At 68.3% G+C, this 24,748-nt stretch carries 21 protein-coding genes; 11 read left to right on the top strand and 10 right to left on the bottom strand.

Going from position 1 to position 24,748, the window contains the following annotated elements; translation table 11 throughout:
- The first annotated feature begins 92 nt into the window (after nt 1–92).
- From folE to IQ458_RS04015, 8 genes are all read left to right on the top strand, one after another.
- Nucleotides 93–695, top strand: coding sequence for a GTP cyclohydrolase I FolE (gene folE / locus IQ458_RS04050; RefSeq protein ID WP_141454851.1), 603 nt, complete (start codon nt 93–95; stop codon nt 693–695).
- Nucleotides 696–814: 119 nt separating this feature from the next.
- Nucleotides 815–1,381 (top strand): hypothetical protein, encoded by a 567-nt coding sequence (locus IQ458_RS04045; protein ID WP_203321997.1) that lies wholly within the window; start codon nt 815–817, stop codon nt 1,379–1,381.
- A gap of 148 nt (nt 1,382–1,529) precedes the next feature.
- Nucleotides 1,530–2,489: a hypothetical protein gene (locus IQ458_RS04040; protein WP_203321996.1), complete on the top strand. Its 960-nt coding sequence runs from the start codon at nt 1,530–1,532 to the stop codon at nt 2,487–2,489.
- 57 nt (nt 2,490–2,546) lie between these two features.
- Nucleotides 2,547–2,957 carry a YchJ family protein gene (locus IQ458_RS04035; protein WP_425504630.1) on the top strand — a complete coding sequence of 137 codons (411 nt, stop codon included), beginning with the start codon at nt 2,547–2,549 and terminating at the stop codon, nt 2,955–2,957.
- A 104-nt stretch (nt 2,958–3,061) separates the two neighbouring features.
- Nucleotides 3,062–4,363 (top strand): lytic murein transglycosylase, encoded by a 1,302-nt coding sequence (locus IQ458_RS04030; RefSeq protein WP_203321994.1) that lies wholly within the window; start codon nt 3,062–3,064, stop codon nt 4,361–4,363.
- Entirely contained in the window at nt 4,360–5,223 is an 864-nt protein-coding gene (locus IQ458_RS04025; RefSeq protein WP_203321993.1) for a D-hexose-6-phosphate mutarotase, read from the top strand. The genes IQ458_RS04030 and IQ458_RS04025 overlap by 4 nt, the downstream gene beginning before the upstream one ends.
- A gap of 49 nt (nt 5,224–5,272) precedes the next feature.
- Entirely contained in the window at nt 5,273–6,514 is a 1,242-nt protein-coding gene (locus tag IQ458_RS04020) for a TCR/Tet family MFS transporter (protein WP_328805075.1), read from the top strand.
- Nucleotides 6,515–6,608: 94 nt separating this feature from the next.
- Entirely contained in the window at nt 6,609–6,845 is a 237-nt protein-coding gene (locus IQ458_RS04015) for a hypothetical protein (RefSeq protein ID WP_183640030.1), read from the top strand.
- 138 nt (nt 6,846–6,983) lie between these two features.
- On the opposite strand, the gene IQ458_RS04010 is transcribed toward IQ458_RS04015, so the two are convergent.
- From IQ458_RS04010 to IQ458_RS03980, 7 genes are all read right to left on the bottom strand, one after another.
- Nucleotides 6,984–7,457 (bottom strand): PepSY domain-containing protein, encoded by a 474-nt coding sequence (locus IQ458_RS04010; protein ID WP_183640032.1) that lies wholly within the window; start codon nt 7,455–7,457, stop codon nt 6,984–6,986.
- Nucleotides 7,458–7,576: 119 nt separating this feature from the next.
- Entirely contained in the window at nt 7,577–8,758 is a 1,182-nt protein-coding gene (locus IQ458_RS04005; protein ID WP_203321991.1) for a benzoate/H(+) symporter BenE family transporter, read from the bottom strand.
- Nucleotides 8,759–9,172: 414 nt separating this feature from the next.
- Complete coding sequence (locus tag IQ458_RS04000) at nt 9,173–10,048, bottom strand: methylglyoxal synthase (protein WP_203321990.1); 876 nt, start codon at nt 10,046–10,048, stop codon at nt 9,173–9,175.
- A gap of 129 nt (nt 10,049–10,177) precedes the next feature.
- Complete coding sequence (locus IQ458_RS03995) at nt 10,178–11,623, bottom strand: FAD-dependent oxidoreductase (RefSeq protein ID WP_203321989.1); 1,446 nt, start codon at nt 11,621–11,623, stop codon at nt 10,178–10,180.
- A 124-nt stretch (nt 11,624–11,747) separates the two neighbouring features.
- Entirely contained in the window at nt 11,748–16,205 is a 4,458-nt protein-coding gene (gene gltB / locus IQ458_RS03990) for a glutamate synthase large subunit (protein WP_203321988.1), read from the bottom strand.
- Between the two features lie 194 nt (nt 16,206–16,399).
- The gene (locus IQ458_RS03985; protein WP_183640042.1) at nt 16,400–16,720 is read right to left on the bottom strand and encodes an I78 family peptidase inhibitor; all 321 of its coding nucleotides are present in this window, start codon (nt 16,718–16,720) and stop codon (nt 16,400–16,402) included.
- A 318-nt stretch (nt 16,721–17,038) separates the two neighbouring features.
- Nucleotides 17,039–17,416 carry an I78 family peptidase inhibitor gene (locus IQ458_RS03980; protein ID WP_203321987.1) on the bottom strand — a complete coding sequence of 126 codons (378 nt, stop codon included), beginning with the start codon at nt 17,414–17,416 and terminating at the stop codon, nt 17,039–17,041.
- Between the two features lie 89 nt (nt 17,417–17,505).
- On the opposite strand from IQ458_RS03980, the gene IQ458_RS03975 reads away from it, so the two are divergent.
- Nucleotides 17,506–18,612: a DNA topoisomerase IB gene (locus tag IQ458_RS03975; protein WP_203321986.1), complete on the top strand. Its 1,107-nt coding sequence runs from the start codon at nt 17,506–17,508 to the stop codon at nt 18,610–18,612.
- On the opposite strand, the gene IQ458_RS03970 is transcribed toward IQ458_RS03975, so the two are convergent.
- The 3 genes from IQ458_RS03970 to IQ458_RS03960 form a co-directional block, all read right to left on the bottom strand.
- Entirely contained in the window at nt 18,613–18,933 is a 321-nt protein-coding gene (locus tag IQ458_RS03970) for an I78 family peptidase inhibitor (protein ID WP_183640048.1), read from the bottom strand.
- 461 nt (nt 18,934–19,394) lie between these two features.
- A complete protein-coding gene (gene alr / locus IQ458_RS03965) occupies nt 19,395–20,468 on the bottom strand; it encodes an alanine racemase (RefSeq protein WP_203321985.1) in 1,074 nt (357 codons plus the stop codon).
- Nucleotides 20,447–21,754 carry a D-amino acid dehydrogenase gene (locus tag IQ458_RS03960; protein ID WP_203321984.1) on the bottom strand — a complete coding sequence of 436 codons (1,308 nt, stop codon included), beginning with the start codon at nt 21,752–21,754 and terminating at the stop codon, nt 20,447–20,449. Before IQ458_RS03960 ends, alr begins: the two co-directional genes overlap by 22 nt.
- Nucleotides 21,755–21,911: 157 nt before the next feature.
- Here IQ458_RS03960 and IQ458_RS03955 point away from each other — a divergent pair, with 157 nt between their 5' ends.
- On the top strand, nt 21,912–22,391 hold the full coding sequence (locus IQ458_RS03955) for a winged helix-turn-helix transcriptional regulator (RefSeq protein ID WP_141454834.1): 480 nt from the start codon (nt 21,912–21,914) through the stop codon (nt 22,389–22,391).
- 107 nt (nt 22,392–22,498) lie between these two features.
- The gene (locus tag IQ458_RS03950; protein WP_203321983.1) at nt 22,499–24,595 is read left to right on the top strand and encodes a M13 family metallopeptidase; all 2,097 of its coding nucleotides are present in this window, start codon (nt 22,499–22,501) and stop codon (nt 24,593–24,595) included.
- Nucleotides 24,596–24,748 lie beyond the last annotated feature (153 nt).

Below are 24,748 nucleotides of genomic sequence, written 5' to 3'. Positions count from 1 at the left end.
CGATTCTGACCCGCGACGACGCGCGCCGCGAAATCACGCCATTGGCCGCGATGCGGTAGGATCTCCAGCCCCGCAAGCAGGTTTTCGATGCCATGAGCCATTCCGACGACAAGCCCGGCAAGGTCAGCCAGGAGCAGGCCGAGGACGCGGTCCGCGTGCTGCTGGAGTGGGCCGGCGAGGATCCGGCGCGTGAGGGCCTGCTGGACACGCCCAAGCGGGTGGCCAAGGCGTATCGCGACTGGTTCAGTGGCTACCGGATGGATCCGCGCGAGTATCTGGCGCGTACCTTCGAGGAAGTGGCCGGCTACGACGAGATGATCGTGCTGCGCGACATCGAGTTCGAGAGCCATTGCGAGCACCACATGGCGCCGATCATCGGCAAGGCGCACGTGGGTTACCTGCCCAACGGCAAGGTGGTCGGCATCAGCAAGCTGGCGCGGGTGGTGGACGTGTACGCGCGTCGCTTCCAGGTGCAGGAGAAGCTGACCGCGCAGATCGCGCAGTGCATCCAGGACGTGCTGCAACCGCGCGGCGTCGGCGTGGTGATCGACGGCGCGCACGAGTGCATGACCACGCGCGGCGTGCACAAGCGCGGCGTCAGCATGGTCACTTCCAAGATGCTGGGCGAGTTCCGCGAGGACGCGCGCACCCGCGCCGAATTCCTGCGTTTCATCGAGACCGGCGGCCGCCGCTGAGTGCCGTCGGCCAGTTGCGCGCGGCTGTGTCGCGGGCTGGCCCGGACAGGTTCGCGAAGCCGGCCTGCCGCGAGGCGCGCGGACATGATCCCCACGCAATGCCATCGGAGGGCTGTCGCATGATCCACCCCGTATCGATTCGTTTTCGCCTGCTGGCATGCCTGCTGCCGGTGCTGCTGGCGGCCTGCGCGTCTCCCACGTCATCCGGATCGGTGACTCCGGCGGGACCGCTGGACGTGACGGCGCTGTTCGCCGACGCGCTGCATTGCCGCACCGATTTCCCGGATGGGCGTGATCCGGCATTGGCCGAACGCTTGCGCGCGTCCGGCGTCGAAATCACCGACCGCGCGCCTGGCGAGATCATCGACCTGCTGTACCGGTTCCGCGAACCGTTGAAGATCGACGGCACCGAGATTCCCGCCATCGTCGTGCGCGGCGATAGCGGTGTGGCGGTGATCGCGCAGGCGCGCGGCGACATGGAGGATTTCGTCCGTCGTGTGCAAGCCACGCCGCACGCACCAGAGCGGGCGGCGATCGACGGTTTCGGCGAACTGGACGTGCAATACAGCCGTGTCATGCCGCTGCGTTCCGGCGTGGATGCGACCGCACCGCGCCTGGTGATCGGGCGCGGCATCGAAGCTGCCGCCTACGCGTTCCGCTGGGGTTGCCGTTCCTACGACGGTTGAGCGGATTCGGCCCTGCGGGCGTGATTTTCAGATGCGGCACGTGACATTGAAGAGTCCATCGGCTCGAACCGGGCGTGGCGCCCGCACAATGGCGCTTTGTTTTCGGGAAATGCCGATGCCATGGCGTCATGCCAAGCCGGCTCGCATCTTGCGCCTTCTGGCCTGCGGACTGGGTCTGCTGGGAGGGACAGGGGCCGCGATGGCCGCCGATGAGCCCTACCTGCAACTGGAAGCGCGGCTGGCCGATGAGCCCTATCAGTGGCAACTGCCCGATGGCACGGTGATCCGCAAGGGCCTCAGCGACACGGCCGCGCGGGTCACGGTGGCGCCGCGCGAGGGTCACGAGGACTACGTGCTGGAGATGATCTGGGGCCGCTTTCCGGTGAAGGTGCCGGCGCACTGCTGGCCGTTGCCGGCGGCCCGGTTCGAAGGTTGCGTGACCATCCGCCCGCGCGAGGATTCGGCGTGGCAGCGCGAGCAGGCCGAGACCTTCGAACGACAGGACGCCGCGCGCCGGCAGAACCGCGAGACACGCGTCGCCTGGGCGAGCGAGCGTGTCGGCCTCAAGCAGGTGCCGCGCATCCTGGAAAACTCGCTGGCCGCGCATCGGCGCTGGCTGGCGACGGACGCGGGGCGTGCCGGTCCGGATGCGTTTTCCTGTGGCCGGCTCAAGCCCGCCGTGGCCACCGCGCCCTCGCAGGACGCGGTGCCGCGCCAGGCGATGCTGGATGATGAGCCCGGCGCGGTCGCCGCATACGCGCAGGCCGCACGCGGCGGCAACTGGCGCGCCGCCGCGGGCCTGTTCGACGCGATGCTGGCGGACGAGGATTTCGAATCGGCCCAGGTGGTCGTGGCCTGGCTGCTGAAACAGGAGGTTCCCGCCGGCTACAACAAGCTCGCCACGCTGCTGGCGGCGACGTCCGGGTATGACGGCGGCTCCGGTGGCGCTAGTGCATTGGTCGAGGGCCTGCGCCGGCATGCGGCGTGGCTGGGGGATCCGGCCGCGCAGATGGATCTGGCGAATCTTCTCGACGACGCGGGCGACGAAGCCAATGCCGCCCGTCTGCGTGACTGCGCGGTTGCGCAGAACCCGACGCTGGCAAGGTAGGGCGCGCGACACCGGTGGCGCGTGCATGGATGCCGCGCCGCTGCGATGATGGCGCGGATGAAACCCGTTCCCGATGCCTGTCCCTGCGGCTCCGGCACCGCCCATGCCGCCTGCTGCGGCCGATACCATGCTGGTGAAGCCGCGCCTGACGCCGAAGCGTTGATGCGTTCGCGTTACAGCGCGTTCGTGCGCGGCGATGAAGCCTACCTGCGCGCGAGCTGGGATCCGGCGACGTGCCCGCCGGACCTCGGACTGGACGCGCCCGGCGGCGTGCGCACCCAATGGCTGGGCCTGACGGTGAAACAGCATCGCCTGACTGGCGAGAACGCCGCCGGGGAACGCATCGCCGAAGTCGAATTCGTCGCGCGCTATCGCGTGGGTGGCGGCGCGGCGGTGCGTCTGCATGAGCTCAGTCGTTTCATGCAAAGGGATGGCCGCTGGTTCTACGTGGACGGCGATCACCGCTGAGCCGGGGCGTCGGGTGCGGCACAGCGCGCCGTTCAGGCATGTGGTCGCCAATCGACAACGGGCAGGGCAGAGTAGGGTTCCCCACTGGCCAGGGAGGCCCGCCGATGAAACCGCTGCTGCTGTGGGCGCTGCTGGCGCCGCAGGATCCGCCGCCGCTTCCACCCCCCGCGCCACCGGTGGGTCCGCCGGCGCAATCGACGTCCGCGCCTTCACCGCCCGCCGCGCCTCCCGTGCCGGTGCGGCGGGACCCGGTATTCGACGCTTGCCTGGCGAAGATCCGGCCGTTGGCCGCGGCACGCGGAATCACGGCGGACAGCTTTGATCGGCTGACCGCCGATCTGGCGCCGGATCTGTCCGTGCTGGATCTGCTGGATGCGCAGCCGGAGTTCACCACGCCGCTATGGGACTATCTCGCCGGGCTGGTCGACGACCAGCGCGTGGCCGATGGCCGGGCCCAGCTCGATCTGCATCGCGATCTGCTCGCCACGGTGGACACGCAGTCGGGCGTGGATCCGGCGACGGTGGTGGCGGTATGGGGCGTTGAGAGCGACTACGGCCGGGTGTCGGGCAAGCGCCCGCTGCTCGTTTCGCTGTCCACCCTGTCCTGCTTCGGCCGCCGGCAGTCGTTCTTCCGCGGCGAGTTGCTGTCGCTGCTCGGCCTGCTGCAATCCGGCGATCTGCGGGATCCGAACCTGACCGGTTCCTGGGCGGGGGCGTTCGGGCATACCCAGTTCATGCCCTCGACCTATGCGCGCATCGCGGTGGATCAGGATGGCGATGGCCGGCGCGATCTGGTCGACAGCATTCCCGACGCGCTGGGTTCCACCGCGGCCTATCTGCAACGCGCGGGCTGGCGCAGCGGCGAGCCGTGGGGCTACGAGGTGAAGCTGCCGCCGGGTTTCGATGTCTCGCTGGCGGGCCGCACGAAGCGGCGGCCACTGTCGGACTGGCTGGCGCGAGGCGTCGCCCGCGCCGATGGCGGAGCGTTGATCACGGCGGATATGCCTGCGGCATTGCTGTTGCCGACCGGTGCGCAGGGTCCGGCCTTCCTGGTGTTCCGCAACTACGATGCGATCTACGCCTACAACGCCGCCGAAAGCTATGCGTTGGCGATTGCGCTGCTGTCCGATCGCTTGCGCGGTGGCACCGGCCTGCTGACCCCGTGGCCCACCGACGATCCCGGCCTGTCGCGCGTGCAGCGCAAGCAGTTGCAGATGTTGCTGCTGGCACGCGGCCACGCGATCGGCGCGGCCGATGGCATGATCGGCACCAATACCCGCCGCGCCATCCAGGCCGAACAGCAGGCCCTCGGTCTGCTGCCTGCCGATGGCCGCGCCGGGCAGAAAATCCTGACCGCCCTCGAACGCGCCGGCCCGCCGGTCGCACCGCCCAAGAGTCCACCATGACCTCGACGCCCGCTTCCATCCACCTCGGCGACTTCAACGGCATTCCCGCCTGGCGGATCGACACGTCCGCCGTGCGCGCGGCGGTCAGCGTCCAGGGTGGACAGTTGCTGGCGTGGCAGCCGGCGGGCTTCGACGAGGTGTTGTGGTGCTCGCCGACCACGCGCCGGCCACCGCAGGCGATCCGCGGCGGCGTGCCGGTATGCTGGCCGTACTTCGGTCGCGACGGGCAACCTGCCGACGCGCCGCAGCATGGCCATGCGCGCATCTCGGCCTGGCAGTTCGTCGACGCGGTGGAAGAGGACGATGCGGTGGTGCTGGATCTGGCGTTGCCGCCGGATCCGCGCACGCCCTTGCGCCTGCGCCAGCGGCTGCGCATCGGCGCCGTGCTGGAGCAGACGCTCATCACCACCCATGACGGTGACGCGGATATCGCCTTCACCCAGGCGCTGCACAGCTACTTCGCCGTGGGCGATGTGCGGCAGGTGTCCGTTTCCGGCGTGGATGGACTGCGGTACGCCGACAAGTTCGATGGCAACGAGCACGCTCAGGCCGGCGACTGGCGGCTGGACGAACCGCGTGATCCCGGGCGCAGCGACCGCATCTACGCCGATGCCGGCGCGCGCTTCACCCTGACCGATCCGGTTGGCCGGCGCCGCATCGCGCTGGAAACCCGGGGCAGCCGGTCGCTGGTGATCTGGAATCCCGGCGAGGCCGGGACCGCCGCCATCGCCGACCTGCCGGCGCAGGGCTGGCGGGAATTCCTGTGCGTGGAAACCGCCAACGCCGGCGCCGATGTCGTCCGTCTGGCACCGGGTGCGGAACATCGACTGGGGCAGCGCCTGTCCGTCTCACCTTTGTAGACGGGAGATCCACTACACTGCGGCACCTTTTTTCCGCCGTGCGTATCCCGTGACCGATGCCCCGCCTGTCAGCGGCCGCCGCGCCGCGCTGATCTTCATTTTCGTCACCGTCCTGATCGACATCCTGTCGTTCGGCGTGATCATTCCCGTGCTGCCCGGCCTGGTGCGCGAGTTCGTCGGTGGCGACTTCGCCAAGGCGGCCTGGTGGGTCGGCATCTTCGGCACCCTGTTCGCGATCATCCAGTTCGTGTCCTCGCCGATCCAGGGCGCGCTGTCGGATCGTTTCGGCCGCCGCCCGGTGATCCTGCTGTCCTGCCTGGGGCTGGGCGCGGACTTCCTGCTGATGGCGCTGGCGCAGTCGCTGCCGTGGCTGCTGATCGCACGCATCTTCTCGGGCGTGTTCTCGGCCAGCTTCACCACCGCCAACGCCTATATCGCCGACATCACTCCGCCGGAGAAGCGCGCCCAGGCGTTCGGCATGATCGGTGCGGCGTTCGGCGTGGGCTTCATCATTGGTCCCATCATCGGTGGTCAGCTGGGGGCGATTGATCTGCGCCTGCCGTTCTGGTTCTCGGCCGGGCTGGCGCTGCTGAATTTCCTGTACGGCTGGTTCGTGCTGCCGGAGTCGTTGCCGAAGGAAAGGCGCACGCCCCGGTTCGACTGGTCGCATGCCAATCCGATCGGTTCGCTGGTGCTGCTGAAGCGCTACCCGCAGGTGTTTGGCCTGGCGACGGTGGTGCTGATCGCCAACCTCGCCCACTACGTGTACCCGAGCATCTTCGTGCTGTTCGCCGAGTACCAGTACAAGTGGAATGAAAGGCAGGTGGCGTGGGTGCTGGCGATCGTCGGCGTGTTCAGCGTGATCGTGCAGGCGGGGCTGGTCGGACGGATCGTGCCGAAGTTGGGCGAGCGCCGCACGCTATTGTTCGGCCTGGCCTGCGGCGTGGCCGGTTTCTTCATCTATGGGCTGGCCGAAGCGGGTTGGATGTTCCTGGTCGGCCTGCCGATCAGCGCGCTGTGGGGATTGGCGGGACCGGCGACCCAGGCGCTGATCACGCGCCAGGTCGGTCCGGAAGTGCAGGGCCGCATCCAGGGCGCGCTGATGAGCCTGGTCAGCCTGGCCGGCATCGCGGGCCCGATGATGTACGCCAGCACCTTCGCCCTGTTCATCGGCAAGAACGCGCCGGCGCATCTGCCGGGCGCACCGTGGATGCTGGCGTCGCTGCTGCTTTTCATCGGCCTGCTGGTGGGGTGGCGTTTCGCCCGGCCGGCGCCGGTATCGCACGCCTGATCATCCGGACCCGCCGAGGGACTCAACCTCCGGCACTGTTCGCCGTGCCCGCGATGGGAGATGCTCGCGCCGGAGACATACGGTGAGGTGACCCATGCGTGGAACGATATTGCTTGTCTTTGCAGTGGTACTGGCCGGTTGCGCAAGCCAGCCCGAGTATTACGACACCAACGCGGCGGTGGACATGAATCCGCTGTGCGCCGGCCGCCCGGACAATCCGAATGATCCGGTGTCGAAGGACTGCGAACGCACCAGTGGCGTGCGCTGGTCGCAGGATGAGAAGAGCAGCCAGCCGCTGGATCTGAGCGGGGCGAAGAAAAAGGACGACTGAGGCGCGTCGTCCGGCGAGCGCATTCCGCGCCGGGAGGCGGCCTGCCGGCGCGCAGGCCGGAGGCCACCTCCCTCCACCGCCGACCACGCCCCGGACGGGAGAGAGACTTCATTCGGGGCGTAGGCCGGCGATGCCGCGTCAGTCGTTTTCGACGTGGACGATCGCGCCGCTGGTGGCGTCCAGATGGATCTCAACGTCATTGCCGTCGGCGCGCTCGGCCTCGGCCTTCCACATGCCGTCGTCGAAATCGACGTCATGCACCTTGGAGTAGCCGGCGGCGGCCAGTTTCGCCTTGATGTCGTTCTCGCTGAAGTTGGACACCAGCGCCTCGGCCTTGATGTCGCCGTTGGCCGGATTCACGCGCACGTCGACGCGATTGCCGTCCGCACTGGTGGCGTCGGTTTCCCACATGCCGTCCTCGAAATCGAGATCGTCCATGCGGGTATAGCCTTTCTCGGTCAGCAGCGCCCGTACCTGCGGTTCGGTCATCGCGGCCTTGGCGGGATCCTGCGCCTGCTGGGTTTGCGCCTGCGCCAGCAGCGGCGTGGCGGCCAATGCCAGCGACAACAACCAGAGCTTGCGGGAAGGGCGGATGAAGGAAAGCGTCTGCATGGTTCGCTCCTGTCGGGAGGGAACCCAATCCTGCCGCCGTCGACTTCACCGGCGGATGAACCCGCTGGAAAGACGGCGTGAACCGTTCGGCGAAATGAAAACCGCGTGAGCGCGGCGTTCTATCCGCGTCGCCAGATCAACAGCGTCACGACGCCGGCGATCAAACCCCAGAACGCCGATCCGATGCCCGCGACGGTCAGGCCCGAAGCCGTCACCAGGAAGGTGATCAACGCGGGTTCACGATGCGATTCCTCGCGCAGTGCCGCCGACAGGCTGTTGCCGATCGTGCCCAGCAGGGCGATGCCGGCGATTGCCATGATCAGTTCCTTCGGGAACGCGGCGAACAGCGCGGCCACGGTGGCGCCGAAGATGCCGACCAGCACGTAGAACACGCCGGCCGCGATCGCCGCGACGTAGCGCCGATCCGGATCCTCGTGGGCTTCGCGGCCCATGCAGATCGCGGCGGTGATCGCGGCCAGGTTCAGCGCGAACGCGCCGAATGGCGCCAGCAGCAGGTTCGCCACGCCGGTCCAGCCCACCGCCGGCGAGATCGGAATCGCATAGCCGGAGGCGCGGATCACCGCCACGCCCGGCACGTTCTGAGACGCCATCGTCACCACGAACAGCGGCAGCGCGATACCGAACAGCGCGGGCAGCGAGAAGCTCGGGAAGATGAAGATCGGCTTCGCCAGTTCCCAGCTCAGCCCGTCGGTCTTCAGCTGGCCGAGCCCGGCGGCGAAGGCGATGCCGACCAGCAGGGTGAGGATCACCGCGTAGCGCGGCAGCAGCCGGCGCGCGAGCAGGTAGACCACGAACATGGTCAGCGCCATGCCCAATTGGGTCTTCATGGCGACGAAGGCGTCCAGGCCGAAGCGCAGCAGCACGCCGGCCAGCATGCCCGAGGCCAGCGGCACCGGGATGCGGCTGATGGTCTTCTCGAACAGGCCGGAGAAACCGGCGACGGTGATCAGCCCCGCCGAGATCAGGAACGCGCCGATGGCATCGGACAGCGGCAATCCCGCCGCGCTGCTGATCAACATCGCCGCGCCGGGCGTGGACCACGCGGTCACCACCGGCATGCGGTAGCGCAGCGACAGGCCGATGCAGGTCAGGCCCATGCCCAGGCCGAGGGCCCACATCCACGAACTGATTTCCTCCGGCGACGCACCCAGCGACTGCGCGGCCTGGAACACGATGACCGCCGAACTGGCGAAGCCGACCAGCACGGTGACGAAACCGGCGGCGATGGCGGACAGGGAGAGATCGCGCAACAGGTGGCGCGGCGGGGAAGCGTTGGACATGGAGATGCCGCTCAACGGAACCGGGGCATTGTCGCCCAGGGATGCGGGGGGAAGAAGGTGTGGGGTGATTCGATGCGTGGAGATGAGTGGAATGCTGGATTCCCCATTTGTCTCACTGGGCGGGTGGGGAAAGTGGCCGCGCGTTCGCTTTGGGGGCTGTCATGGCACGGGGTTCGTCCGCCTGGCCCCCACCCCAACCCTCCCCCGCGGGCGGGGGAGGGAGCTGTGTCCGGGCGGTGATGGCTCTTGGCAAGCCAGTCTCGCTGTCCTCCCATGCTTCGGAAGCTATTGGCGTCCGTGATACGCCCCTTCCCCCGCTTGCGGGGGAAGGCTGGGATGGGGGCGCTCGCAGGAAGCGTGATCCCGCAGCAGCGGAGCAAGCTCCGCTCTACGCGATCGAACCGGGATGCGCGATCAGCGTTTCGTCGCGCGCAACCCCACCGCCGCCAGCCAGCGCCTGGCCACCACCGGCGAAGTCATGCACACCGCCTCATCGGTGACGGTGGTGACCGCGCGCTCCAGCAACTGGATGTCGGCTTCGTGCTGGCGCGCCACGTGCGGATCCTCGAAGAAAATCACTCGCTGGCAGCGATGCTCCAGCACGCGATCGGCAATTTGCGCGTCGCCGCCCATCGGGCCGCTCTGGTAGCGCTCGGCCCAGGGTTTGTCCTGCGGCCAGCCGCGGCTCCAGGCCAGTTCGTTGAGGCGTTGGCCGGTGGTGCCGGTGGCGACGCGGTGGGCGAAGCGCGAGAGCTGATCGAAATGCTCGGCGGCGAAGGCCAGCATCTGCGGTTTCATCGCGTCGTGTGCGATCAGCGCCAGGGTCTGGTCCTCCAGTGCGTGGAAACGATCGGCGCCGGCGTCCGGCGCGAAGCCGGCATGGATGCGTTCCATCTCCACCCAGTCGCGCGCCGAGGCGACGGTCGACAGGAACGGCTTGCCGTGGATCACGCATTGCCGCTTGAGCGCGATCGCTTCGGGAAAGATGGAAGAAGGATCCACCGGATCGATCAGGTAGATCGCGCCATCCAGATTGCGCTCGGCGCCTTCCAGCCCGACCACTTCCGCGACCAGCTTCATCAGCCCGCCTTCGCGTCCGTAGGGATAGCGGCGCAGCTGCGGATAGTTGGCCAGCATGCCGGCCGCGGCGATGGCGTCGTAGGTACGGCCGACCGCGTGCAGGCCGAGCTTCAGTTCGCGGATGCCGGATTCGCTGGCACGCAGCCAGCGGAACAATGCGGCGTCTTCGTTGTGGTGGTGCAGGCGGTTGGCGGCAAGACCCAGGCGCATGGACGGGGCGTCGAAGGGAAAGCGCTAGTCTAGCGATCCCGCGTGCGCGGCACAGGTGGGCTCCGGCCCACCATTGCCATACCAATTCAACAACGCCCGCGAGTGAACGCGGTGGGTCGGTGTGAAGACCTATTCCGCCAGCATCTCCGCGATGCTTGCCGCCGCGTCGCGCCCTTCGGCGACCGCGGTCACCACCAGATCCGCGCCGCGCACCGCGTCGCCACCGGCGAACAGCTTCGGGTTCGTGGTCTGGAACGGCAGGCGATCGCCGCCACCGGCGACGATGCGTCCGTTCGGCGTGCCTTCCACGCCCTGCGTGGCCAGCCATTCGGGCACGGTCGGCGAGAAACCGAACGCGATGATCACCACGTCGGCCTCCAGCAGCGATTCGCTGCCCTCGATCGGCACCGCGCTCTGGCGGCCGCGCGCGTCCGGCTCGCCCAGGCGCGTTTCGACGACCTCCACGCCGACGACCTTGCCGTCGGCGTCGCCGCGGATCGCCAGCGGCTGGCGGTTGAACAGGAAGCGCACGCCTTCCTCGCGCGCGTTGGCGACTTCGCGCGCCGAGCCGGGCATGTTGGCCTCGTCGCGGCGGTAGGCGCAGGTGACCTTGGCCGCGCCCAGCCGGATCGCGCTGCGCACGCAGTCCATGCCGGTGTCGCCGCCGCCCAGCACCACGACGCGCTTGCCGGCCAGATCCGGCAGCGCCAGCTTGTCTTCCCAGCCGGCGATCGGTCGACCCCAGGGATCATTGCCGCCGACAATGCGGCCGTTCTGCACCAGGAACGGCAGTGCTGGCAGCACGCCGTCCAGATCCTGCCCTTCCAGCCCGCCATCGGTGTAGCGATAGGCGCCGGTGCCGAGGAACACCGCGTCGTAATCGGCCAGCAGTTCCTCCAGGCTCACGTCGCGGCCCACTTCCATGCCCAGGCGGAACTCCACGCCCATGCCTTCCAGCACCTCGCGGCGGCGGGCGATGACGCTCTTCTCCAGCTTGAAGGTGGGAATGCCGAACTGCAGCAGGCCGCCGATCTGTTCATAGCGGTCGTATACCACCGCGTGGATGCCGGCGCGCGCCAGCCGATCCGCGCAGCCGATGCCCGCCGGACCGGCGCCGATCACCGCCACCCGCTTGCCGGTCGGCTTGACGTCGCTCAGGTCCGGACGCCAGCCGTTGGCCAGCGCGGTGTCGGTGATGAACTTCTCGACCGCGCCGATGGTGACCGCGCCGAATTCCTCCAGCGTGCAGGCGCCTTCGCACAGGCGATCCTGCGGGCACACGCGGCCGCAGACTTCCGGCAGCGGGTTGGTCGAGTGGCAGAGCGCGGCGGCTTCCTCGATGCGGTTTTCCTGCACCAGTTGCAGCCACTGCGGAATCGCGTTGTGCACCGGGCATTTCCAACTGCAATACGGATTGCCGCAATCCAGACAGCGCCCCGCCTGGTACTGCGCCTCGGGCTTGTCGAATTTCCCGTACAGCTCGCCCCAGTCGCCGGATGTGCGCAGTTCCAGCGGAATGCGCTGCGGCATGGTGCGGGGCAGTTCGAGGAACTGGAAGACGCTTTTCTTGCTCATGGTGGGGATTCGGGAATGGGGATTCGGGATTCGCGAAATCAAAAGCCAGGTGAACCGGGACCCGGAAAGTGGATGGGGATCGCGCTCCTGCAAATCCCGAATCCCGATTCCCGAATCCCGTCGCTCAGGCGGCCCGCCTGAGCGAATCCGTCAACGACTCCAGGCTGGCCGCTTTCGGCTTCACCAACCAGAACTTGCCGACGTAGTCGCGGAACTCGTCCAGGATCTGCTGCGCCCAGATGCTGCCGGTGAGTTCGCGATGGCGCTGGATCAGCTTGTGCAGGTGCTGGCGGTGGCTCTCGAAGCCTTCCGGCGAGATCCGGTGGATATCGATCAGCTCGTGGTTGTAGCGATCGACGAAATCGCGATCCAGATCCAGCACGTAGGCCAGGCCGCCGGTGAAGCCGGCGCCGAAGTTCAGGCCCACCCGGCCCAGCACCATCACGATGCCGTCGGTCATGTATTCGCAGCAGTGATCGCCTGCGCCCTCGATGACCGCCAGCGCGCCGGAGTTGCGCACCGCGAAGCGCTCGCCGGCTCGGCCCGCGGCGAACAGTTCGCCGCCGGTGGCGCCGTACAGGCAGGTGTTGCCGATGATCGGCGTATTGCGGGCTTCGAAGCGCGCGCCGCGCGGCGGACGCACCACCAGCCGGCCCCCGGCCATGCCCTTGCCGACGTAGTCGTTGGCCTCGCCTTCCAGTTCCATCTGCAGGCCACCGGCGTTGAAAGCGCCGAAGCTCTGCCCGGCGGTGCCGCGGAAGCGCAGGTTGAGCGGCGCGTCGGCCATGCCCTGGTTGCCGTGCATGCGGGCGATCGCGCCGGACAGGCGGGTGCCGATCGAACGGTCGGTGTTGTGGATCAGGAACCGGTGCTCGCCGCCGGCCTTGCGCCGGATCGGTTCGGCCAGCAGGCCGTCGAGCTGGGTGGCCAGACTGTCGGGCGATTCGTACAGGCGCTGGGCCGCGCAGCTTTCGCTGCCGGTCTGCGCGCCCTGCAGCAGGCGGGCCAGATCGATGCGCACGCCGGCGCGCGGCGAGGCGTCGATCTGCTCCAGCAGATCGGTGCGGCCGACGATCTCGTCCAGCGAACGCGCGCCCAGGTAGGACAGCCACTGGCGCACTTCCTCGCTGAGCAGGCGGAAGAAGTTCTCCACGCGCTCAGGCAAGCCGGTGAAGTACTGCGAGCGCAGGCGTTCGTCCTGGGTGGCCACGCCGGTGGCGCAGTTGTTGAGGTGGCAGATGCGCAGGTACTTGCAGCCCAGCACGATCATCGGGCCGGTGCCGAAACCGAAGCTGTCCGCGCCCAGCAGCGCCGCCTTGACCACGTCCAGGCCGGTCTTCAGGCCGCCGTCGGTCTGCAGCACGGTGCGCTCGCGCAGCTGGTTGGTGACCAGCGCCTGGTGCGCCTCGGCCACGCCGAGTTCCCACGGCACGCCGGCGTAGCGGATCGAACTGATCGGGCTGGCACCGGTGCCACCGTCGTGGCCGGAGATGGTGATCAGATCCGCGCCGGCCTTGACCACGCCGGCGGCAATCGTGCCCACGCCCGCGTGCGAGACCAGCTTCACCGAGACCAGGGCCTGCGGATTGACCTGCTTGAGGTCGTAGATCAGCTGGGCCAGATCCTCGATGGAGTAGATGTCGTGATGCGGCGGCGGCGAGATCAGGCCGATGCCCGGGCGCGCGTAGCGCAGGCGGGCGATCAGTTCGTTGACCTTGTGGCCGGGCAACTGGCCGCCTTCGCCGGGCTTGGCGCCCTGGGCGACCTTGATCTGCAGCACCTCGGCATTGACCAGGTACTCGGGGGTGACGCCGAAACGGCCGGAGGCGACCTGCTTGATCTTGCTGCGCTTCTCGGTGCCGTAGCGCGCCGGGTCCTCGCCGCCCTCGCCGGAGTTGCTGCGCCCGCCCAGGCGATTCATCGCGATCGCCAGCGCTTCGTGCGCTTCCGGCGACAGCGCGCCCAGGCTGATCGCGGCGGTGTCGAAACGGCGCAGCAGATCGCCGGCTTCGGCCACTTCCGACAGCGGCGTCGGGGTGGCGGCGGGCTTGAGACGCAGCAGGTCGCGCAGCGCCGAGGGCGGACGCGAGTTCACCGCGTCGGCGTACTGCTGCCAGTCGGCGGCCTCGCCGGTGCGGGTGGCGCGTTGCAGCGTCGTCACCACGTCCGGGTTGTACATGTGGTACTCGCCACCGTGGACGTACTTGAGCAGGCCGCCGATTTCCGGTTGCGCGCGATCGTTCCAGCCGCGCGCTTCCAGTTCGCGCGCCTCGGTGTCCAGGCGTTCGAAACCGACGCCGCCGATGCGCGCGGGGGTGTCGGCGAAGCACAGCTCGACCACGTCCGGATCCAGGCCGACGATCTCGAACAGCTGCGCGCCGCGGTAGCTGCTGATGGTGCAGATGCCCATCTTGGAGATGATCTTGGACAGGCCCTTGTAGATGCCCTTGCGGTAGCTGCGGCCGATCTGGGCCTGTTCGCCGCCCTTCTTCAGTTGCAGGATGCCGCGCCGGCCCAGGTCGAACAGGGTCTGGTAGGCCAGGTACGGATACACCGCGGTGGCGCCGTAACCGATCAGGCAGGCGATGTGGTGGGCGTCGCGAGCGGTGCCGGTCTCGATGATCAGGTTGACGTCGCAGCGCAGGCCTTCGCGGCACAGGTGGTGATGGACCGCACCGGTCGCCATCAGCGCATGCACCATCGGCCGGCCCTGCTGTGGCCGGCGATCGCTCAGCACCACCATGACCATGCCTTCGCGCGCGGCCTGCTCGACCTCGGCGCAGATGCGCTCGATCGCCGCCTTCAGGCCTTCCTCGACGCTGTAGGACAGGTCGATGTAGCGGTGCTTCTGATCGTACGGATCCATCTTCAGCAGCTGGCGCAGCTTGCGCTGGCTGAGCACCGGCGAATTGAGGATGACGTGGCTGACCGTCTCCGGGCCGGCGTGGAAGATGTTGGTCTCCTTGCCGAGCTGGGTCGCCAGCGACATCACGCAGTCTTCGCGCAAGGGATCGATGGGCGGGTTGGTGACCTGGGCGAAGCCCTGGCGGAAGTAGTCGTACAGCGGCCGGGTCTGCCGGCTCAGCACCGCCATCGGGGTGTCGTCGCCCATCGAGCCGGTGGCTTCCTGCTCGGTCTCGGCGAGCGGGCGCAGTACCTGCTCCACTTCCTCGCTGGTGAGCTGGAACAGCTTGTGGAAGCCGCGCAGGGTCTTCTCGTCGAACGGCGCGTCGGTGAGCGACGGATCGATCAGTTCGGTCTGCAGGTAGGTGACGCCGTGGTGCAGCCATTGCTTGTATGGCGCGCGACCGCGGTTGATGCGATCCACCGCCTCGCTGTCGAGCAGGTCGCCGCGCTTCAGGTCGATGGCCATCATCTCGCCGGGGCCGAGCTTGCCCTTGCGGGTGACGCGTTCGGCGGGCACTTCCCACACGCCGGCTTCGGAGGCGACCAGGAAATGGCGATCGCTGGTCAGCATCCAGCGCGCCGGGCGCAGGCCGTTGCGATCCAGCATGCAGGCGGCGTAGCGGCCGTCGCAGGCGACGATGCCGGCGGGACCGTCCCACGGCTCGGTGTTGAGGCCGTAGAACTCGTAGAACGCGGCCAGGTCGGCGTCCTTGAATTCCAGCGACTGGGTCGCCGGCGGCACCAGGATGCGCAGCGCCTGCAGCAGATCCATGCCACCGGCGATCAGCAGCTCCAGCATGTTGTCCAGGCTCTGCGAATCGGAGCCGTGCATGGAAATGACCGGATCGAATTCGGCGATGTCGAAGCGCGGGGTCTTCCACACCTTGCTGCGCGCCTGCGCCCAGCGGCGGTTGCCTTCGATGGTGTTGATTTCGCCGTTGTGCGCCAGCAGCCGGAACGGATGCGCCAGCGGCCAGCGCGGCAGGGTGTTGGTGGAGAAGCGCTGGTGGAACACCACCGCGCTGCTGCCCAGGTCGCTGCGTTGCAGGTCCGGATAGAAGACCGGCAGCTTGTCCGGCAGCACCATGCCCTTGTAGCCGATGGCGTGCGGGGACAGGGTGACCACGTAGAAGTCGGAGACGTCCTTGCGCAGCTGCTGTTCGCCGCGACGGCGGGCGAGGAACAGGGCCAGGCCGAAGGCATCATCATCCTGCTGGTCGCCGGCGTCGACGAAGATCTGTTCGATGCGCGGCAGGGTTTCCTTGGCCAGCACGCCGCAGACGCTGTCGTCGGTCGGCGGCACGCGCCAGCCGCGCGGCATCACGCCGACGCGGCGCAGTTCGGCTTCCAGGGTGGCGCGACATCGATCCGCCTGCGCGGCGTCGTGGGGCAGGAACACCAGCCCGGCGGCGAAGCGCGCGCCGATCGTGATGCCGGCTTCCTGGGCCAGCGCGCGCAGGAAGGCATCGGGTTTTCGGATCAGCAGGCCACAGCCATCGCCGGTAAGCCCGTCGGCGGCGACGCCGCCGCGATGGGTCATCCGCGAAAGCGCGGCAATGGCGGTGTCGACCAGCGCACGCGAAGGCTGGTCATCCAACTGCGCGATCATGCCGAAACCGCATGCGTCGCGTTCGTCGTTCGGGTCGTAGAGCCCGTGGCGACTGCGAGGGGCCATCTCTGCCTCAAACCTTGCTGACGGCGACACCGTGCCCTGCCCACGCAGCGGCACTTCGAAATGTCACCGGAGTCCCGACTAAAGCACAGATGTTGCGGTGCCGCAACAGCGTTCCGACGAGTACGACGATAGTTGCAGAAGCAACTTTTCCAGTGGATTTTCTTTGGTCTGCTGCGCGCGGCACGCGCGCCTGTTCACCCGCAGCCGACGCGCGCGACGCGTCGCTGCGTGTCGAGATACAAGTTGAGGCGGCCAGCGCGGAAATCCTGCACGCCGACCTGATCCACGCGCACGGCGCGCGCCATGTCGGCGCCAGCGGCCGCGCGCGCTTTCTCGATCACGCCGGCATCGATCGGCAGGCCGATGACGAGCTGCGCGGCGGAAGGATCACAGCGTGGCGGCAATGGGGCCCGGGCTGCGGCGGCGGGCGGCGCGGATTTCGGCGGAGGCGTGGAACCGCAGCCTGCGAGCGCGGCGGCGAACAGCCATGCGAGGGTGCGGAGCTTGCTGGCCATGCGGGATCCCTTCCCGGTGCGTGCCGACGCCGGTGGCGTCGATGCGAATGGCGAGGATCTTAAGTGTTTCCGGATGCGCGTGATCGCGCGGGAAGTCATGGGGGCATGTTTTGCCCCCACCCCAACCCTCCCCCGCAGGCGGGGGAGGGAGTCGTGTCCGTGTTCCGATTCTTTTCCCGCGAACCGCGGAATGCCCGAACGATGGGAGAGGAAGCAGCGTCCGGAGGCTGCCCCTTCCCGACACCGGATACCGCCCCTTCCCCCGCTCGCGGGGGAAGGCCGGGATGGGGGCGCTTTTTTCCGGTTATCGAAGCCCGATCAGCCGCAACGAACCGCCGTCACCATACCCTTGTCATCCAGGTCGATGTTCAGGCGACTGGGATTGAAGTCCATGGTGGCGGCCTCGCCCGGCTTGAGCGTACGCACGGCGTTGGCCTTCGCGTCCTTGCCGGCCTGCTCGGTGTCGGCGGGCGTGGCGGCCTTGCCGATGATCCACTGCGCCTGGGTGTCGTCGCAGCTGCCGCCGGGCGCGGGTGCGGTGCCAGTGGGATCGCTGCCGGGTTCGGGCGGTTGCGCGGCGGCGGCGGCGGCGGCCTGCGACTGTTCCGTGGCGGCCGTCTGTTCGTCGGGCGCCGGCGCCGAACAGGCGGCGAGCGTCAGGGAAAGCAACAGGGCGGGAATCGCATAACGGGACATGCAGGCTCCAGTGGCAAACGGATGATGGGCCAAGCATCGCCCAGCTCACATTCGCATGTCGTTAACCGCACTCGTCGGCAGGATTGGGCATGCCCGGATCTCCCGAAGTCTTGAATGCTCTCGCCGACGCGGCCGCGCAGGCGCGCGAAGCCGGCCTGATTCATGTCAGCGATGCTGAACCGGGGATCCGCCGCCGGCGTGCCGGCAAGGGTTTCGTTTATCTGGACCCGGCGGGCGCGCGTGTCCGCGATGCGGCGACGCTGGAACGCATCCGCGCGCTGGCCGTCCCGCCGGCCTATACCGAGGTGTGGATCTGCCCGCATGCGCGCGGCCATCTGCAGGCCACCGGACGCGATGCGCGGCGGCGCAAGCAGTACCGCTACCACCCGCAATGGAGCGAAGTGCGCGGCAATGGCAAGTTCACCCGGATCGTTGCCTTCGGCCGTGCCCTGCCGCGCCTGCGTCGCCGGGTTCGTACCGATCTGGCGCGGCCAGGCCATCCGCGCGGGAAGGTGCTGGCGATCGTGGTGGCGCTGATGGGCGCGACGCTGGTGCGGATCGGCAACGCCGGCTACGTGCGCGACAACGGTTCCTTCGGCCTGACCACCCTTCGCAATCGCCATGTCGAGTTCGTGCGTGGGGGCCGGGTGCGGCTTCGCTTCGCCGGCAAGGGCGGACAGGTGCACGACATCGCGGTGGATGATCGACGGCTGGTCCGGCTGGTGCGTGGCTGCCGGCAACTGCCCGGGCAATTGCTGTTCCAGTACCGCGATGACGATGGCCAGCTGCATCCGGTGGATTCGGGTGCGGTCAACGACTACCTGCGCGAGGCGATGGACGAAGCGTTCACCGCCAAGGATTTCCGCACCTGGGGCGGGACCCTGGCCGCGTTCCAGCAACTGGCGGCGATTCCGTTGCCGGCGCGCGGCGGTGAGCGAGCGCTGGCGCGGGTGCGGCAGACGGTCACCGAGGCGGTGGCCGGAATGCTGGGCAACACGGTGGCGGTGTGCCGCAAGGCGTATATCGACCCGTGCGTGTTCGAGGGCTGGCGCGACGGCCGGGTGGCGCGCTGCGCGGGAGACGCGCGCGGGCCCCGGCAATGGGAAAGCGCCGCGCTGCGTTTTCTCAGCCGGGCGCACCGCGACGCCGCGCGTGCGGCGTCGGGCGGGAAGCGGAAAGCGGCGAAGCGGAAATGATCAGCCGCAGGCGACCTTGCTGATCTTGTTGTCCTTGTCCAGGTGCACGTTCACCCGGTCCTCGCGGTAGTCCATGGTCACCGCCTGGTTCGGACCGATGGGACGCATCAGGCCCGCACCGCTCTCGCGCCAGACGCGGCCCATGTTGGCCTGGTTGCCTTCCTGGCCGACGGCCCACTGCACGGCGTCGGCGTTGCACTTGCCCGAGCCGGGTGCGGGCGTGGCGGCTCCGGTGTCGGCTGATGGCGGGGTCGAGCTGCAGCCAGCCAGGGCCAGCGCGGCGGTGATGGCGGCGGAGCCCAGCAAGGGACGTAGGGACATGGCGGCTTCCTTATCGGCGGGTGGATGGCGCGCATGGTATGCCGAACGCGACCGGTATTTCCGGGTGGGCCGTCGCGGGTTGGGCGGGCTTCCAAAAGCGAAGAGCAAATCCCCCTCGGTCCCCCTTTTGCAAAGGGGGAGGAAAACCTCGGTCCCCTTTTTACAAAGGGGGAGGAAAAACGCGTCTCCTGAAGTACACCTTGATCAGCCATTCGGCTGTTGGAGAGCGTCCGCTGTTGGAACTGAAGCAAATCCCCCTCAATCCCCCTTTTGCGCTTAACAGCCGCATGGCTGGTCAAGAAGGAGGAAACGCGGAGTCTTTCAGTAGAAGGTAGAAGGATTAGCCCCCTTTGAAAAAGGGGGCGGGCGGCCGCGCAGCGGGCGACGGGGGATTTGCGCTTGGAGCAGAAACAAATCCCTCGCGGTCTCCCTTCCTGGTCCTGGGCGTGGGAAGCAGGTCGTCAGTCGCGATAGATCCGCGGTGCGCGCTTCAGTCCGCACAGCAGCGAGTAGGCGCTGCCGTTGGCGTGGCGGGCCAGTTCGGTGACCGGCACCTGCGCGCCCCACAGTTCGACCCGGCTGCCCAGACCCGCCTGCGGCACATCGGTCAGATCGACGGTGAGCATGTCCATCGACACGCGGCCGATCAGCCGGCTGCGCTGGCCGTCGATGGCGACCGGGGTGCCGGTGAGGGCGAAGTGCGGATAGCCGTCGGCGTAGCCGAAGGCGACCACGCCGACCCGGGTCGGGCGTTCGGTGACGAAGCCGCCGCCGTAGCCGACTGGTTCGCCGGCGGCGAGTTCGCGCACGCTGATGATCTTCGATTCGGCGGTCATCACCGGACGCAGGCGATCGGCCTGCGGGTGGGAGGACGGGAACGGATTGGCGCCGTACAGCATCAGGCCGGCTCGGCCCCAGTCGCTGCCGGCCGCCGGCCAGCCGAGCAGGCCGGGCGAGTTGCACAGGCTGCGTTCGCCGGGCAGATCGTCCAGGGTCGCGGCGAAGGCTTCCACCTGCTGCGGCGTGCGTTCGCTGTCCAGTTCGTCGGCGCGGGCGAAGTGGGTCATCGCCACCACCGAGGCCACCTGCGGCAGCGCGGCCAGTCGCTGCCAGGCGGCGCGATAGTCCTCCGGCGCCAGGCCGACCCGGTGCATGCCCGAATCCAGCTTCAGCCAGATCCGCAGCGGCTGTTCCAGCGCGGTACTGGCGAGTGCCTCGATCTGCCAGTGGGCGTGAATCACGCACCACAGATCATGCGCGGCGATCACCGCCAGTTCGTCGGCCTCGAAGAAACCTTCCAGCAACAGGATCGGCGAGCGGATGCCGGCGCCGCGCAGGGCCAGCGCCTCTTCCAGGCAGGCGACCGCGAAACCGTCGGCGGCTTCGGCCTCCAGCGCCTGGGCGCAGCGGACCGCGCCATGCCCGTAGGCGTCGGCCTTGACCACGGCGAGGGAACGACCGCCGGCGAGTTCGCGGGCGATGCGGTAGTTGTGGCGCAGCGACTGCAGGTCGATCAGCGCGCGGGCTGGGCGCATGGTTCAGGCTGGGGGTCGTGGCCGCCGCGGCGCGCGCCGTAGCGGGAAATGTCGAGGCCTTCGCCGCTGATTTGCGGCATGCGCGAGGCCATCAGGTCGGCCAGGTAACGGCCCGAGCCGCACGCCATGGTCCAGCCCAGTGTGCCATGTCCGGTGTTGAGGAACAGGTTCGAGTATTGGGTCGCACCCACCACCGGCGTGCCGTCCGGCGTGGCCGGGCGCAGGCCGGTCCAGAAGCTGGCGCGGGACAGATCGCCGCCGCGCGGATACAGGTCGCCGACCACCATTTCCAGGGTCGCACGACGCTTCGGCGACAGCGACAGATCGAAGCCGGCCACCTCGGCCATGCCGCCGACGCGGATGCGATCGTCGAAGCGGGTGATCGCGATCTTGTAGGTCTCGTCGAGGATGGTCGACGTCGGCGCCATCGCCGCGTCGACGATCGGCAGGGTCAGCGAATAGCCCTTGAGCGGATACACCGGCAGGCGGATGCCCAGCGGCGCCAGCAGTCGCGGCGAATAGCTGCCGAGCGCCAGCACGTAGCGGTCGGCGGTTTCCCGCTTGCCGTCGATGCGCACGCCGCGGATGCGGCCGCCTTCGGTTTCCAGCGCCTCGATGGTCTGGCCGTAGCGGAACTCCACGCCGGCCGCCGCGGCCATCGCCGCCAGCCGCTGGGTGAACAGGTGGCAGTCGCCAGTCTGGTCGTTGGGCAGACGCAGCGCGCCGACCAGCTTGTCGGACACGTTCGCCAGCGCCGGTTCGACCCGGGCGATGCCGTCGCGATCCAGCAGTTCGTAGGGCACGCCGTATTCGTCCAGCACCGCGATGTCCTTGGCCGCGCCATCGAGCTGGGCCTGGGTGCGGAACAACTGGGTGGTGCCGAGTTGGCGGCCCTCGTAGCCGATGCCGGTTTCCGCGCGCAGCTCGTCCAGGCAGTCGCGGCTGTATTCGGACAGGCGCACCATGCGCGCCTTGTTGATGGCGTAGCGCTCCCGGGTGCAGTTGCGCAGCATCTGCGCGAGCCACAGGTACTGGTTGGGGTCCAGACCCGGGCGGATCGCCAGCGGCGCATGCCTGGAGAACAGCCATTTGAGCGCCTTGAGCGGCACGCCCGGCGCGGCCCACGGCGAGGCGTAGCCCGGCGAGATCTGGCCGGCGTTGGCGAAACTGGTTTCGCCGGCCGGGCCGGCCTGCCGATCGATGACGGTCACCTCGAAACCCGCGCGCGCCAGATACCACGCGCTGCTGATGCCGATGACGCCGCTGCCCAGAACCAGAACCCGCATGCCGATGCTCCCGCCAGTGATTCCGGACATTTCCCTGGCCTGGAGGCCGGGTTTCCGGAGTTCGGCGAGTATAGGGACGGATGTATAGGGTTATTTTCCGTATTTGATGGCAACATTGGGGAATTCCACCGAAAAGCCCGGTTTCCTTGGAGCCCCCATGACCCAGCGCCGCCGCGAACTGGACAAGATCGACCGCAACATCCTGCGCGTGCTGCAGGAGGAGGGGCGGATCTCCTTCACCGAACTGGGCGAACGGGTCGGCCTGTCCACCACGCCCTGCACCGAGCGGGTCCGCCGGCTGGAGCGCGACGGGGTGATCACCGGCTACTACGCCCGGCTGGATCCGCAGTACCTCAAGGCCAACCTGCTGGTGTTCGTGGAGATCAGCCTGGCCTACAAGTCCGGCGACATCTTCGAGGAGTTCCGCCGCGCCGCCCTGCGCCTGCCCAACGTGCTGGAATGCCACCTGGTCTCGGGCGATTTCGACTATCTGATCAAGGCGCGCATCTCGGAGATGGCGTCCTACCGCAAGCTGCTCGGCAGCACCCTGCTGACCCTGCCGCACGTGCGCGAGTCCAAGAGCTACATCGTGATGGAAGAGGTCAAGGAGACCCTCAGCCTGCCGGTGCCCGACTGAGTGTCGGGCGGCGCCGGGCTGAACGGTCCGGGATGACCATGGGCACATGACGTCCGCGCGGCGGACGGGAGTATCGTGGCCGCCTTTGTCCCGTTCCGAGGTCCGCCATGCACGCCCACCGCTGGATCCTGCTGACCGCCGCGCTGTGCGGCGCCAGCGCCTGCAACCGTACCCCCGAACCGGCGGCCGAGGCGCCCAAGGCCGAAGCGCCCGCCGCCGCGCCGGTCGTCGGCATCGATCTGGCCGGCCTGGACAAGGCGGTCGCGCCGGGTGACGACTTCGACGAATACGCCAACGGCGGCTGGCGCAAGAACGCGCAGATTCCGGACGACCGTTCCAGCACCGGCGTGTTCCTGGAGGTCTTCCAGAAAGCCGAGAAGCGCAACGCCGATCTGGTCCAGGGCCTGGCCAAGGCCAACCCGGCCGCCGGCACGCCCGAGCGCAAGATCGCCGACTACTACGCCGCCTTCATGGACGAGACCGGCATCGAGCAGCGCGGCCTGGCGCCGCTGCAGCCATGGCTGGACAAGATCGATGCCATCGCCACGCCGGCCGACCTGTCGCGCTACATCGGCAGCACCGTGCGCGCCGACACCGATCCGCTCAACGCGACCAACTTCGCCACCGACAACCTGTTCGGCCTGTTCGTCGCCCAGGGCCTGGAAGATCCGTCGCAGAACGTGGGCTACCTGATGCAGGGCGGCCTGGGCATGCCGGATCGCGAGTACTACCTGGCCGCCGACAAGGACATGGCCGCCAACCGCGGGAAGTACCAGGCCTACATCGGCCAGATGCTGAAGCTGGCGGGTGCGAGCGACGCCGACGCGGCCGCCAAGGCCAAGGCGATCTTTGATCTGGAAATGAAGATCGCCCATGCACACGCCAACATCGTCGACAGCCAGGACGTGCACAAGGCGAACAATCCGTGGGAGACCGCGGCGTTCGCCAGCAAGGCGCCGGGCATCGACTGGGCGGCCTTCTTCGATGGCGCCGGCCTGGGTGGACAGAAGACGCTGGTGGCCTGGCAGCCCAAGGCGATCACCCAGCTGTCCGCGCTGGTCGCCAGCCAGCCGCTGCAGACCTGGAAGGACTACCTGCGCTTCCACGCCATCGACCACAGTGCCGGCATGTTGCCCAAGGCCTATGCCGACGCCAGCTTCGAATTCCATGGCAAGACCCTGCAGGGCACGCCCAAGCAGCGGGATCGCTGGAAGCGCGCGATTGGCGCCACCAACGGCGCGCTGGGCGACGCCATCGGCCAGATCTACGTGAAGCAGTATTTCCCGGCCTCGTCGAAGGCGCAGGTCGAGGAGATGGTCAACAACATCCTGGCCGCGTTCCGCGAAGGCGTGGACAAGCTGGAATGGATGACCCCGGCGACCAAGGAAAAAGCCAAGGCCAAGGCCGCGACCATGCGCGTGGGCGTGGGCTATCCGGAAACCTGGCGCGACTACGCCTCGCTGGAAGTGAAGGCCGACGATCCACTCGGCAACGCGCGCCGCGCCGAGGAATTCGAGTACCGCCACCAGACCGCCAAGCTGGGCAAGCCGGCCGATCGCGCCGAGTGGTGGATGACGCCGCAGACGGTCAACGCCGTGCAGCTGCCGCTGCAGAACGCGATGAACTTCCCGGCCGCGATCCTGGAAGCGCCGTTCTTCGATCCCAAGGCCGATCCGGCCGCCAACTACGGCGCCATCGGCGCGGTGATCGGCCACGAGATCAGCCACGGCTTCGACAACACCGGCGCCGACTTCGACGACCAGGGCCGTCTGCGCAACTGGTGGACACCGGAGGACGCCGCGCATTTCAAGGCCGCCGGTGATCGCCTGATCGCGCAGTACAACGCCTATGAACCGCTGCCGGGCCTGCACATCAACGGCGAGCAGACCCTGGGCGAGAACATCGCCGACGTGTCCGGCCTGGCCATCGCCTACACCGCCTACAAGAAGTCGCTGGGCGGCAAGGAAGCGCCGGTGATCGATGGCTTGACCGGCGACCAGCGCTTCTTCATCGCCTACGCGCAGGCCTGGCGCACCAAGACCCGCGACGCGGCGCTGCGCGCGCAGGTGATCGGCGACGGCCACGCACCGGGCCGCTACCGCGCCCAGACCGTGCGCAACGTCGATGCCTGGTATGCGGCGTTCCCGTCCAAGCCGGGCGAGAAGCTGTTCCTGGAACCGAAGGACCGGGTCAAGATCTGGTAAACCGGCGGCAGCAGTCCATCGCCTCGCTGGAAATCCCCGCAAGCGCAAACCGCTCCCTCCCCCGCTTGCGGGGGAGGGTTGGGGAGGGGGCCAGCCGGAAAAAAACTGCGCCCTGGCATCAGCCGCCAAGCCTGCACACCGTTGCCGTCGATC

The sequence above is a fragment of the Pseudoxanthomonas beigongshangi genome, assembly GCF_016820515.1.
Classification (GTDB): domain Bacteria; phylum Pseudomonadota; class Gammaproteobacteria; order Xanthomonadales; family Xanthomonadaceae; genus Pseudoxanthomonas_A; species Pseudoxanthomonas_A beigongshangi.
This window is presented reverse-complemented; position numbering and strand designations above follow the sequence as displayed.